This is a genomic window from Caryophanon tenue (assembly GCF_001700315.1).
GTDB lineage: Bacteria > Bacillota > Bacilli > Bacillales_A > Planococcaceae > Caryophanon > Caryophanon tenue.
In genome coordinates this window covers 135977-148149 of record NZ_MASJ01000038.1, presented here as the reverse complement: position 1 = coordinate 148149, position 12173 = coordinate 135977, and the positions used below count along the sequence as shown (strand labels likewise).

The 12173-nt window shown below is 39.9% G+C and carries 10 protein-coding genes and 9 tRNA genes; 16 read left to right on the top strand and 3 right to left on the bottom strand.

Features of this window, described 5'->3' with window-relative positions; all coding sequences use genetic code 11:
- Window positions 1–52: 52 nt before the first annotated feature.
- The 11 genes from A6M13_RS13175 (at window position 53) to A6M13_RS13125 (ending at window position 1963) form a co-directional block, all read left to right on the top strand.
- Window positions 53–129, top strand: a tRNA-Pro gene (locus tag A6M13_RS13175).
- Between the two features lie 7 nt (window positions 130–136).
- A tRNA-Ala gene (locus tag A6M13_RS13170) sits at window positions 137–212 on the top strand.
- A gap of 17 nt (window positions 213–229) precedes the next feature.
- A tRNA-Ser gene (locus A6M13_RS13165) sits at window positions 230–322 on the top strand.
- Window positions 323–334: 12 nt separating this feature from the next.
- Window positions 335–410, top strand: a tRNA-Asp gene (locus tag A6M13_RS13160).
- A 9-nt stretch (window positions 411–419) separates the two neighbouring features.
- Window positions 420–495 (top strand) — tRNA-Phe (locus tag A6M13_RS13155).
- 6 nt (window positions 496–501) lie between these two features.
- Window positions 502–575 (top strand) — tRNA-Gly (locus tag A6M13_RS13150).
- Between the two features lie 13 nt (window positions 576–588).
- Window positions 589–665: transfer RNA gene (locus tag A6M13_RS13145), tRNA-Ile, on the top strand.
- Window positions 666–671: 6 nt separating this feature from the next.
- A tRNA-Asn gene (locus A6M13_RS13140) sits at window positions 672–747 on the top strand.
- Between the two features lie 4 nt (window positions 748–751).
- Window positions 752–823, top strand: a tRNA-Glu gene (locus tag A6M13_RS13135).
- A gap of 261 nt (window positions 824–1084) precedes the next feature.
- Entirely contained in the window at window positions 1085–1480 is a 396-nt protein-coding gene (locus A6M13_RS13130; protein ID WP_083998360.1) for a MarR family winged helix-turn-helix transcriptional regulator, read from the top strand.
- A 12-nt stretch (window positions 1481–1492) separates the two neighbouring features.
- Window positions 1493–1963, top strand: a complete 471-nt coding sequence (locus A6M13_RS13125) for a glutathione peroxidase (RefSeq protein WP_066547226.1) — start codon at window positions 1493–1495, stop codon at window positions 1961–1963.
- Window positions 1964–2023: 60 nt separating this feature from the next.
- Here the strand turns inward: A6M13_RS13125 and A6M13_RS16360 are convergent, their stop codons facing one another.
- Window positions 2024–2164: a hypothetical protein gene (locus tag A6M13_RS16360; protein ID WP_169817450.1), complete on the bottom strand. Its 141-nt coding sequence runs from the start codon at window positions 2162–2164 to the stop codon at window positions 2024–2026.
- Window positions 2165–2350: 186 nt separating this feature from the next.
- Here A6M13_RS16360 and A6M13_RS13120 point away from each other — a divergent pair, with 186 nt between their 5' ends.
- Window positions 2351–3208, top strand: a complete 858-nt coding sequence (locus A6M13_RS13120) for a YitT family protein (RefSeq protein ID WP_425393925.1) — start codon at window positions 2351–2353, stop codon at window positions 3206–3208.
- A gap of 38 nt (window positions 3209–3246) precedes the next feature.
- Here the strand turns inward: A6M13_RS13120 and A6M13_RS13115 are convergent, their stop codons facing one another.
- On the bottom strand, window positions 3247–4074 hold the full coding sequence (locus tag A6M13_RS13115; protein WP_066547220.1) for a TetR/AcrR family transcriptional regulator: 828 nt from the start codon (window positions 4072–4074) through the stop codon (window positions 3247–3249).
- A 103-nt stretch (window positions 4075–4177) separates the two neighbouring features.
- Here A6M13_RS13115 and A6M13_RS13110 point away from each other — a divergent pair, with 103 nt between their 5' ends.
- A complete protein-coding gene (locus A6M13_RS13110; protein WP_066547217.1) occupies window positions 4178–7276 on the top strand; it encodes an efflux RND transporter permease subunit in 3099 nt (1032 codons plus the stop codon).
- Between the two features lie 85 nt (window positions 7277–7361).
- On the opposite strand, the gene A6M13_RS13105 is transcribed toward A6M13_RS13110, so the two are convergent.
- Window positions 7362–7883 (bottom strand): GNAT family N-acetyltransferase, encoded by a 522-nt coding sequence (locus A6M13_RS13105; RefSeq protein ID WP_066547214.1) that lies wholly within the window; start codon window positions 7881–7883, stop codon window positions 7362–7364.
- Between the two features lie 96 nt (window positions 7884–7979).
- Here A6M13_RS13105 and A6M13_RS13100 point away from each other — a divergent pair, with 96 nt between their 5' ends.
- The 3 genes from A6M13_RS13100 to ybaK all read left to right on the top strand — a co-directional run bounded on the left by A6M13_RS13100 (window position 7980) and on the right by ybaK (window position 11992).
- Complete coding sequence (locus A6M13_RS13100) at window positions 7980–10169, top strand: DNA topoisomerase III (RefSeq protein WP_066547212.1); 2190 nt, start codon at window positions 7980–7982, stop codon at window positions 10167–10169.
- A 515-nt stretch (window positions 10170–10684) separates the two neighbouring features.
- The gene (locus A6M13_RS13095; RefSeq protein ID WP_066547210.1) at window positions 10685–11488 is read left to right on the top strand and encodes a putative metalloprotease CJM1_0395 family protein; all 804 of its coding nucleotides are present in this window, start codon (window positions 10685–10687) and stop codon (window positions 11486–11488) included.
- Between the two features lie 18 nt (window positions 11489–11506).
- On the top strand, window positions 11507–11992 hold the full coding sequence (gene ybaK, locus A6M13_RS13090) for a Cys-tRNA(Pro) deacylase (protein ID WP_066547208.1): 486 nt from the start codon (window positions 11507–11509) through the stop codon (window positions 11990–11992).
- Window positions 11993–12173 lie beyond the last annotated feature (181 nt).

Here is a 12173-nt window from a genome sequence, read left to right as displayed (position 1 = left end):
GGTTGTGGGTTCGACTCCTGCCGGGCGCGCCATATTTTATTTTTATATTTCTCGGAATGTAGCTCAGCTTGGTAGAGCACTTGGTTTGGGACCAAGGGGTCGTAGGTTCGAATCCTGTCATTCCGACCATCATTTTGGGGCCTTAGCTCAGCTGGGAGAGCGCCTGCCTTGCACGCAGGAGGTCAGCGGTTCGATCCCGCTAGGCTCCACCATATATTTTATTCCCTTTGGAGGTATACCCAAGTCTGGCTGAAGGGATCGGTCTTGAAAACCGACAGGCGGGTAACACCGCGCGGGGGTTCGAATCCCTCTACCTCCTCCATTTTTATATTAAGGTCCCGTGGTGTAGCGGTTAACATGCCTGCCTGTCACGCAGGAGATCGCCGGTTCGATCCCGGTCGGGACCGCCATTTTATAGTGGGTTTGTAGCTCAGTTGGTAGAGCATTAGATTGAAGCTCTAAGTGTCGGCGGTTCGATTCCGTCCAAACCCACCATGATATGCGGGTGTAGTTTAGTGGTAAAACCTCAGTCTTCCAAACTGATGTTGTGAGTTCGATTCTCATCACCCGCTCCATCTTTTACAATATGGGCCTATAGCTCAGCTGGTTAGAGCGCACGCCTGATAAGCGTGAGGTCGATGGTTCGAGTCCATTTAGGCCCACCATATTGTTCCGAAGTAGCTCAGTTGGTAGAGCATCCGGCTGTTAACCGGCAGGTCGCAGGTTCGAGTCCTGCCTTCGGAGCCATAACGGCCCGTTGGTCAAGTGGTTAAGACACCGCCCTTTCACGGCGGTAACACGGGTTCGAATCCCGTACGGGTCATACGAAAAAAGCGTCTAGCATTTTGCTAGGCGCTTTTTTATATGCAGAAAATTCTATGACACAGAATTACTTTAATGTGAAGGAGACACAAAGCTTTGAATACTTCTGTTGTTCCAGGGTTTACTTTTCTATATTGATAAAAAAGATGAGCATATATTTTTACAAATGAAAATACATCGTATACAATGTATTTAAATCGAATTCGATGTATTAGGAGGGATTTATCTGACGGCGAATTTAGATAATCAGCTCTGTTTTGAAGTGTATAAGACAGCAAGCTATTTTAATAAACTGTATACACAAGCGTTAGCACCATTTCAACTTACGTATTCGCAATATTTAGTATTGATGGTATTGTGGGAGAAAGATGGTGTCATTACGAAGGAGATTGGTGAAAAGCTCGGTTTAGGCATTGGGACATTAAATCCGATTTTATCGAAGCTACAACAGCGTGGATGGATTGAGAAAGCTACATCACCAAATGATAAGCGAGCGACGATTATTTCATTAACGCTACATGCAGTTGAGCAACAAGCAGCTATTGAGCAATCAATTTGCGATGAAATTTTACGATGCAGTGATTTACTAAAGCTTGAAAAAGATGTACATGATAATTTACGAACTTTGAACAATTGCTTTGCCAAATATTATAAATAAGAGGTGTAGGTTATGACAGTATATGATTTTGACGTAACATTAGCAAATGGAGAAACGTATAAGCTTGATAAGTATAAAGGACAGCCTATCTTAATTGTGAATACTGCAACGAAATGTGGTTTAACAGGCCAGTTTGACGAGTTAGAGCAATTATATAAGAAGTATCAAGATGAAGGTCTTGTTGTATTAGGTTTCCCATCAGATCAATTTAAGCAAGAAGTTGGCTCAGCAGATGAAGCAGAGCAAGCATGTCGTTTAACATATGGTGTGACGTTCCCGATGCACAATATTGTTGCAGTAAATGGAGATGAGGCACATCCGCTATTTAAATACGTAACAGAGCAAACAAAGGGCTTATTAGGCAAATCCGTGAAATGGAACTTTACGAAGTTTTTAGTAGACCGTGAAGGCAATGTTGTAAAGCGTTTTGCGCCTACTGATAAACCGTTAAAGTTTGAAAAAGATATTCAAAAAGTATTATAACGAATGATATAAAAGAGAATGAGACAAAACAAAGTGTTAGGAGAAATGCCGAAATTTCTCCTAACACTTTTCTGCTTTCGTCGTCGCACATTTTCGAGCAGGCAATTCTTTCGGTGCAGATGTTCCTTTATCGTCTCTCGCTCGTACGGTTCCACCAGAAGTCCACTCTTCGTTTAACGACGATGTATCAAATTTTAGCACCTCAATCAACTCATTTTCATCAGAAAGAAGGTTGTGTTGTGGACTCTTTTTTGTTTTAAGGCGTAAATTCGACAATTTTATTTAATATATAGTTTGCGATACTAATTTACGTTATACATTTTTCCTGACGTGTATTATTATTTTTTATAGAAGGAAATTTTAAGCAAGGAAGGAATTAAACGATTTATGAGTGACAGACCATGGCTAGAAACAGCTGGAAGAGTAATGATGATTATTATTGGGGGATTATTAGCAGCGTATGGATTAGAAGCTGTATTAATTCCAAATAACGTATCAGACGGGGGCGTAACCGGTTTAAGTATCGTGGGCTCAGCATTATTTAACTTACCATTAGGCGCGTTAATCTCCATTTTAAACATTCCATTTATTTTCCTAGGGTATAAGCAAATTGGGCGTACATTTGCGATTTTTTCGGTAATTGGTATTGCGTCATTATCGTTAGGAACGATTTGGATGCATAAAGTGCCGACAATTGTAGAAGGAGATACATTACTTGTAACAGTTGTTGGTGGTATTATTTTAGGTTTAGGTATGGGGTTAGCGCTACGTAACGGTGGGGCGTTAGATGGTATCGATATGTTAGCGGTGTTATTATCACGCAAGCTACCGTTTAGTACGAGTGATTTAATTTTATTTTTAAATGCATTTGTTTTTATTGTTGTATCGACAGTGTTCGGTTTAAAAGGTGCGATTTTATCTGCGATTGCGTACTTTATCGCGTCAAAAGTCATTCACATTGTTGAAGCGGGGCTAAGTGGCTCGAAAGCATTTAAAATTATTACGAGTAATCCTGAAGAGATGGTCGAGACGATTCGTGACCGCTTAGGCCGTAGCGCAACGTTAAATACGGTACAGGGAGCGTATTCGAATCAAGCGTTTCAAGAGATTAATTGTGTGATTAATCGTTTAGAGGAACGTAAGATGAAAGAAATTATTAAAGAGATTGACCCAAATTCTTTTGTAACGATTTATGAAGTTGTGGAAGTAAGTGGTGGGAATTTCCAAAAGAAAGATATTCATTAAAAAAAGTGTCCGAGACGTTATGCTCGGGCACCTTTTTATTATGCTTGTAAATGTGGACGTAAAAAGACGACAAGCCATTTCGTTTCTTTTGTTAAATATAAGTTTTGAAGTAGTCCTTCGACAACAGCTGGTGGTAGTGAAGGTTCGCTTAATTCCTTTGCTAGTAATGCTAATGAGTCACGCGCTATGCCAGCAGGTAGTTCTTGCTCAAGTTGTTCAATTAATTGCTGGACCTCATCGAGTGAACGTTCCTCTAACTCTGCGTTGCGATAAAGATGGCTTTTATGAACGGAAGGAATCGTTGTATGCTCTGCTAGCACCGTTACTTTTTCAACAATAGATGTACATAGATGATGTAAATCGACACGTTCATTCGTATGGAAGAAGCAATCGGTATAAATACCGATGAGCCCACGAATGACATGGACAATATCGGCACGCATATCGGACTGTAATGTTGGGAACTGTACATCGACAATCGTAAATAATTTATCGACAACTAGCCCGTTAAAATAATGTAGACGTTTGAATAATGTTTCGCTAACGGTTTTTGGTAAGTCCATCATCAGTACTTTTGCGAAATCTGCATGCTGTTCGAACATTGAAAACATCGTATAGAAATAATGATATAGTAATTCGGACGAATGTGAATATTCTTTGACTATGCGGTCAATATCTGCGACTGTGTTTGCCATAAAATAATCGACAATCGCTAAAATTAATTCCTCTTTTGATTTAAAGGATAAGTAGAAAGCGCCTTTAGAAATGCCTGAACGCTCAGTGATTTGCTGAATTGACGTAGCCTCTATTCCTTGCTTTGCAAAAAGCTCCAGCGCATTCTCCATAATTAATTGTTTTTTAATCATACTATTTAAGACACCCCGTTGTGATTAGTTGACTTTTGACCAAGCAGTCATTAGTATAAGAAATGTTCAAGAGAAAGTCAAATTAAACAAGGTAGGTGCAAACGTGAAAGGTTTAGTGAATTTCGTTCTGAAAAATAAGCTGGCTGTATGGTTATTAACGATCATCATTACAGTTGGTGGTATTTATTCAGGTACACGAATGAAAATGGAATCGATTCCAGATATTTCAATTCCATTTTTAATTGTAATGGGCGTGTATCCAGGCGCAACACCAGAACAAGTAATGGATGACATATCCATACCGATGGAAAATGCCTTTGAAGGGTTAGAAGATGTAAAGTCCGTAACATCAAACTCATCATCGAATATTGCGCAAGTACAAGTAGAGTATGAGTACGGCGTAGATATGGATGAGAAAAAACGTGAGTTACAATCTGCAATGGATGCAATTGCGTTACCAGAAGAAGTGGAAACACCAACTGTTATGGCAATTAGTATGAATATGATGCCGGTTGTTGCTTTATCAGTAAGTGATAAAGACGGCGATATCGTTTCTTTAACAGAGAAGGTAGAAAATTCATTACTACCAGAACTTGAAAAAATCGACGGTGTGGCATCAGCAACTGTAACAGGACAGCATTTAAATGAAGTGCAGTTCACATACGATACAGAAAAAATGGCGGAGCTTGGCGTAACAGAAGATGACGTGAAGCAAATGATTCAAGCGAGTGATATGGCGTTATCACTTGGTTTATATGAGTTTGAGCAAGGTGAAGAAGCTGTAGCGGTAGACGGTAAAATTACAACTGTTGATGCGTTAAAAGAAATTTTAATTCCAGTAACACCTTCAGCGACAAACCCAGTACCGTTTGTAGAGCTTGGTGAATTAGCAACAATTGAAGTTGTTGGTAAAGTACAATCTATTTCTCGTACAAATGGTAGTGATGCGATTTCAATCCAAATCGTAAAAGCACAAACAGCGAACACAGTAACAGTTGTTAACGCTGTAAAAGATTTAATTGAAGACCAAAAAGAAACAAATCCATCATTGGTCATTGATGTAACGCTTGACCAAGCGGAACCGATTGAAGCATCGGTATTTGCGATGATTGAAAAAGCATTATTCGGTGGTGCAATCGCCGTCTTAATCATCTTATTATTCCTACGTGACTGGCGTTCAACGATTATCTCAATCATTTCAATTCCAGTGTCCATTTTCATGGCGTTATTAATATTAAACTGGTTGGAGATTACGTTAAATATTATGACACTAGGTGCGATTACCGTAGCTATTGGTCGTGTAATTGATGACTCAATCGTTGTAGTTGAAAATATTTATCGTCGACTACATTTAAAAGACGAGAAGTTAACAGGTCGTGCACTGATTCGTGAAGCGACAATTGAAATGTTCAAGCCGATTTTATCATCAACATTAGTAACGATTGCGGTATTCGCACCGTTAATCTTCGTAGGTGGTATGGTTGGTGAATTATTCTTACCATTCGCATTAACGATGTCATTTGCATTAATTGCATCATTAATCGTAGCGATTACAATTGTACCAGCAATGTCTCACTTCTTATTCCGTAAAAAATTATACGGTGAGAAAACAGAGAGCAATCATAAAGAGGTTGGTAAACTTGCATTATGGTTCAAAGGCATTTTAGAAAAATGTTTAAACCACAAGTGGATTACATCAATTGTATCGATTGCATTATTAGTTGGTTCATTAGCATTAACACCAATTATCGGGTTCTCATTCATGGGTTCTGAAGTAGAGAAAATGATGTATGTAACGTACACACCTGCTACAGGCGAAAAGATTGAAGAAACGTTAGAGAATATTGAAGAAGTAGAAGCAGAGTTAGCGAAAAATGATAATATTGATATCAACCAATTATCAATCACAACAGAAGTTTCATCTGACCCAACAGCGATGATGACAGGTGGTGGCGGAGCAGGTAGCGGATTAATGTACTTAATCTTCGACGATGCGATGTCAAACGATGACTTCATGCAAGAACAAAAAGACATTATGGCGTACTTAGAAGGTCTAGACCAATCAGGTACGTGGAAACAACAAGACTTCTCAATGGGTATGGGTGGTTCTAACTCATTATCATACACATACTACTCAGAAGACTTAGACGCATTACTTGCAACAATTAACGATGTAGAAGAAGCATTACAAGATATTGACGGCTTAGAAGATATTTCTTCTGATGCAGAAAATCCATATGTCGAGCATACGTTAAAAGTGGAGCAACAAAACGTCTTACAATATGGTTTAACGACAGGTCAAATCGTGATGGCATTATCAGAAACAGGCACGAAAGAAGTATTAACGTCAGTGGAATATGATGGTCAAGATATTGATGTCGTTGTGCAACGTGAAGCGAAAGTAGCAGCACAAAATATTGATGATGTATTAGCAACTGAAATCCAAACAGCAACAGGCGAAACAATGACAATTGGTGAGCTAGTTGAGGTGGAAGAAGGCGAAACATTAACGAAGCTATCTCGTTCAAAAGGTGAGTATGTCGCATCTGTATCGGCAACAATTACAGAAGATGATATTTCTGGCCCAACAAACGATGCAACAGCAGCAATTGATAAAATTGAATTACCAGAAGGTGTAACAGTAAGTGAAGGTGGCGTAACAGCTGACATCGCTGAAACATTTACGAAGCTTGGTATTGCAATGGTTGCCGCAATTGCGATTGTATACTTCATCTTAGTTGTAACATTCGGTGAAGGTTTAGCACCATTTGCGATCTTAACATCATTACCATTTGCGGTAATCGGTTCATTCGTTGGTTTATTAATTACAGGTCAAACAATTTCTGTTTCTGTAATGATGGGCTTACTGATGTTAATTGGTATTGTCGTAACAAACGCGATTGTATTAGTAGACCGTATTATTCAAATGGAGCAAGCCGGCTTAGGCATGCGTGAAGCGATTTTAGAAGCGGGTGCAACTCGTTTACGTCCAATCTTAATGACAGCCATCGCAACAATTGGTGCAATGTTACCAATGGCGATTTTAGAAGGCGGCGGCGGTTTAATCTCGAAAGACTTAGCGGTAACGGTAATTGGCGGTTTATTCTCGTCTACATTATTAACGTTAATCGTTGTACCAGTCGTGTACGAAGTGTTATCGAAAATCTTTAAGAAAAACCGTAAAGATGTGCAAGATAATTAAGACGTCCTCTCGTTAGCGGAAGACGTGAAAAACCCACGACATTTTTTAGTGTCGTGGGTATTTTTATGTCGTTGCGAAAGAACTTTTACAGATAAAGCTTCATATAATCACTTTTTAACATACTCATATGCACCTCATCAATAAACTGTCCGTTAAAATAGGTTGCTTCGCGGGCGATGCCTTCCATTGTGAAACCAACCTTTTCATAGACGCGCTGCGCACGCGGATTATAGGGTAGTACTTCTAATTCTAGGCGGTTAAGGGCAATATCTTCAAAGACGTAGCGTACAAATAATTGCAGTGCTTCTGTACCGTAACCTTGATTGGCAAAGCTTAAATCATGGAGCATCATACGCATACCACCACGTTTGTTTTGTTCATCAATATCGAGCAGGGAAATTTCACCAATCAATGTGTCATCATGCAAGCAAATGGCAAAGTCCATACGGCTATCGTCCGATGCAGCGCGCAAAATAAATGCTTCAATGGCATCGACTGTAAAGTGCTCGGTCGTGCTTGTTAAACGACGAATTTCATCATTTTCGGTCGCAAGCTGGATTTGTGTGGCATCGGCAAGTTGTAGCGGTCGCAAATAGACACGGTTCATGTAGGCGCCCCCTTTTTCTCTTCAGTGTAATAGAAGAAATTGGCGCTGTAAATATGATAAGATGAAACGTAGAAGAGTAAAAAGGAGTTTTTAACTATGGCTAAAAGTGTAGTAATCGCAGAAAAACCGTCAGTGGCACGTGATATTGCGAATGTGCTGAAATGTACGAAAAAAGGAAATGGTTTTTTAGAAGGCGACAAATATATTGTTACGTGGGCGTTAGGGCATTTAGTGACGTTGGCAGACCCAGAAACGTACGATGATAAATATAAAAAGTGGAACTTAGAAGACTTACCGATGATGCCAGAGCGTTTAAAGTTAACGACAATTCGTCAAACGAGTAAACAATACAACGCTGTAAAGTCACAGTTAACACGCAGTGATGTGAATGAAGTCATTATTGCGACCGATGCAGGGCGTGAAGGAGAGCTTGTTGCGCGTTGGATACTTGAACGTGCAAAAGTAAATAAGCCGGTCAAACGTTTATGGATTTCGTCTGTTACCGATAAAGCGATTAAAGAAGGTTTTGCGAACTTAAAACCAGGTAAAGCATATGAAAACTTATACCATGCAGCAGTTGCGCGTAGTGAAGCGGATTGGTATATCGGACTAAACGCAACACGTGCGTTAACGACAAAACATAACGCGCAGTTAAACTGTGGACGTGTCCAAACACCAGTTGTGGCAATTGTTGCGGCACGTGAAGATGAAATTAAACATTTCAAAGCGCAAACGTATTATGGGATTGAAGCGAAAACACCAGAATTAAAATTAACATGGCAAGATGCAAATGGTAATGCACGTAGCTTCCAAAAAGAAAAAATCGATGCGCTTGTACATGCACTTAGCAAAGAAAACGCCAAAGTAGTAACGGTTGAGCGTAAGCCGAAGAAAACTTTTTCACCAGGTCTGTATGATTTAACAGAGCTACAACGTGATGCCAATAAGATTTTTGGTTATTCAGCAAAAGAAACGTTAAATATTATGCAAAAGCTATACGAGTCACATAAAGTACTGACGTATCCACGTACGGATTCACGCTATTTGTCATCCGATATTGTTGGCACATTACCAGAGCGTTTAAAAGCGTGTGGTGTTGGTGAATACCGTTCACTAGCCAATAAAGTATTAACAAAGCCGATTAAAGCGACGAAAGCATTTGTTGACGACAGTAAAGTAAGTGACCACCATGCGATTATTCCGACAGAGGAGTACGTAAATTTTGCGAACTTTAATGATAAGGAGCGCAAAATTTATGATTTAGTCGTGAAACGTTTCTTAGCTGTATTATTCCCAGCGCATGAATTTGAGCAGCTAACGGTACAAGCGAAAATCGGCAATGAAACATTTATCGCACGCGGTAAAACAGTAGTAACGGCAGGTTGGAAAGAAGTATATGCGAACCGTTTTGACGATGAGGATACAAATGAAGATGTGAAAGAGCAATTATTGCCGCGTCTTGAAAGTGGACAAGTATTAAAGGTCACATTATTATCTCAAACGTCAGGACAAACGAAGCCGCCAGCACGCTTTAACGAGGCAACGTTACTGTCAGCGATGGAAAACCCGACGAAATATATGGACACACAAAATAAGCAGTTAGCCGAAACCTTAAAATCAACAGGTGGTTTAGGGACAGTTGCGACACGTGCGGATATTATTGATAAGCTGTTTAATGCGTTTTTAATTGAAAAACGTGGCAAAGATATTCATATTACGTCAAAAGGTCGCCAGCTACTGGATTTAGTACCACAGGAGTTGAAGTCCCCAGAAACGACTGCACAGTGGGAGCAAAAGCTGGAGCTCATCGCAAATGGTAAGTTGAAAAAAGATGTGTTCATTAACGAAATGAAACAGCATACAAAAGATATTGTAGCGGACATAAAAAATAGCGATAAGAAGTTTAAGCACGACAATATTTCAACGAAGTCATGCCCAGATTGTGGCAAGCCAATGCTTGAAGTGAACGGTAAAAAGGGCAAAATGCTTGTGTGCCAAGACCGCGAATGTGGTCACCGTAAAAACGTAGCACGCGTGACGAATGCACGTTGCCCACAATGTAAGAAAAAGCTTGAATTACGTGGCGAAGGCGATGGTCAAATTTTCGTATGTAAATGTGGTCACCGCGAGAAGCTATCGGCATTTGAAGCACGTCGTAAAAAAGAGGGCGGCGGCAAAGTCGATAAGCGCAGCGTTCAAAAGTATATGAAAGAGCAACAAAAAGAAGCAGAACCAATTAATAACGCTTTTGCAGATTTATTAAAAGGGCTGAAGTTCGACGATTAATATATGATGACAAGCATGAGGTGAAAGATTCTTTCCCTCATGTTTTTTTGTCTTCTCACCAACAGCAAGTGATACTGTGCCAGCTTCAACAAACAACGGCGCGACACTACAAAACAGCTAATGACATGGACAATATAGGTACTTTCACCTCAAACAACTTACCTGTAGTGATGTTTGCGGTTTTTTTGCGTGGAAAGACATACAAAAATATGGATTTGAAGTGTGTATTCACTAAAATTATGAACAATTAGATTTTTTTATGAAATGAAATTTTAGGTATAAAGTAATTATTTATTGATTTGGATAGGTTATAAATCCCATTCAAAAGCAAGTGTCACAGGCATTTTTAGTATTTAAATAGGGGGAAGTACTATATATAACTTTACGCCATATTTACAAATAGTCTTATTGAGCGAATTTACATTTTCAAACAAATCTTTAAACCGTTCTACATTAGAATTGTTATAATATGAATAATAGAAGTGGACAGATTATGACCGAGAGGGGTGAATTTTATGAAGTTATCATCATTAATGATTCGTAAAACAGAGTCGCAGCAGACATTAGATGAACGTCGTAAAGCAATTGGACGTAAAGATGCAGGGCAGGCGTATCGCAAAAGCGCTGAATACTTTGGTGAAAAACGAGATACAGCATTACGTGTACTTGAAGAATTGTTATCTGGCAAAAAGGAACAGGACGTCAATCACGATGTGGCTGTTCGTGTAAAACAAGCAGAAGAATTTCAACAAGGACAGCAAGTAAAAGAGCTGGAAAAAGCAGACCGTACTGTACGTGCACATGAGCAGGCACATAAAGCAGTTGGTGGACATGTAACAGGACCGATTGTATATGATTATGAAGAAGGTCCAGATGGTCAGCAATATGCGGTTGGTGGCGAAGTAGCCATTCATGCGACACATTCAGAAGACGAGAAGAAAATGATTGAAACGTTGGAGCTTGTGCGCCGCGCAGCATTAGCACCAGCACAACCTTCACCACAAGACTATCGTGTAGCAGCAAGTGCAGAAGCGCAAATTCAGCAATTACGTGGCATTGTAGCAGAAGAGCGCACGGACGAAGAATCGAGCGACCGATTACCAGACTATGTTACAGCATCTACCGATATTGATGTACCGGAACGCTTTTTAGTAGACCGTGAGCGTGATGCGACACAATCTGCTTTTGATAAAGATTTTACACAGAGCTATGCGGAGCGAAAATTCGCAATGGCATCGACAAACTATCAATCTCATATGATAATGGTGAAAAACGGCTATCGTGACCCGTTAGAATCGACGTTCTCACTGATTGCGTAGTTGATAGGAGCGAGCAATGTGGCAAAACAGAAAGTGCAAAAGACGAATGCGATTCGTTTATTGGACCAACAAAAAATAAATTATGACGTGTATGAATATGTTGTAGACCCCGAGCATGTGGATGGCATTACTGTCGCACACAAAATCGGCTATGATGTATCACTTGTGTATAAAACATTAGTAGCGACAGCTGGTGCGAATAAGTATTTTGTATTTGTGATACCGGTCGCACAGGAGCTGAATTTAAAAGCAGCCGCAAAAGTCGCAGGCGAGAAGAAGATTGATATGCTACCGGTGAAAGAGCTATTAGGTTTAACAGGCTATGTAAGAGGTGGCTGTTCGCCGGTTGGTATGAAGAAGCTCTTTCCAACATTTATTGATGCAACAGCACAACAACATGGCGACATGATTGTAAGTGCCGGAAAGCTTGGTTTACAAATGAAAGTACAGGCAGCGGATTTAGCGCGCATTACGCGCGCACAATTTGCCGCATTAACCGTATAAACAAGAGTTTGCTTGAATCGTCTATCTAGGCTTTTTAAGCAAGCTCTTTTTTCATGGCGTTGGCGTTAATGATGCATGTCGTGTATGTTTTCCAGTTGTCGCGTCCATTTGTACATGACGAGTTGACAGCGTAACTTTTTTTCACTTTTGTTGCATAACTGTGCGTGTGAAAAGGAATAGG

Excerpts from the sequence above, each read along its gene's own strand:
- A6M13_RS13125 (WP_066547226.1), top strand. The coding sequence starts at position 1,493 with ATGACAGTATATGATTTTGACGTAACATTAGCAAATGGAGAAACGTAT.
- A6M13_RS13120 (WP_425393925.1), top strand. The coding sequence starts at position 2,351 with ATGAGTGACAGACCATGGCTAGAAACAGCTGGAAGAGTAATGATGATT.
- A6M13_RS13115 (WP_066547220.1), bottom strand. The coding sequence starts at position 4,074 with ATGATTAAAAAACAATTAATTATGGAGAATGCGCTGGAGCTTTTTGCA.
- A6M13_RS13105 (WP_066547214.1), bottom strand. The coding sequence starts at position 7,883 with ATGAACCGTGTCTATTTGCGACCGCTACAACTTGCCGATGCCACACAA.
- A6M13_RS13100 (WP_066547212.1), top strand. The coding sequence starts at position 7,980 with ATGGCTAAAAGTGTAGTAATCGCAGAAAAACCGTCAGTGGCACGTGAT.
- A6M13_RS13095 (WP_066547210.1), top strand. The coding sequence starts at position 10,685 with ATGAAGTTATCATCATTAATGATTCGTAAAACAGAGTCGCAGCAGACA.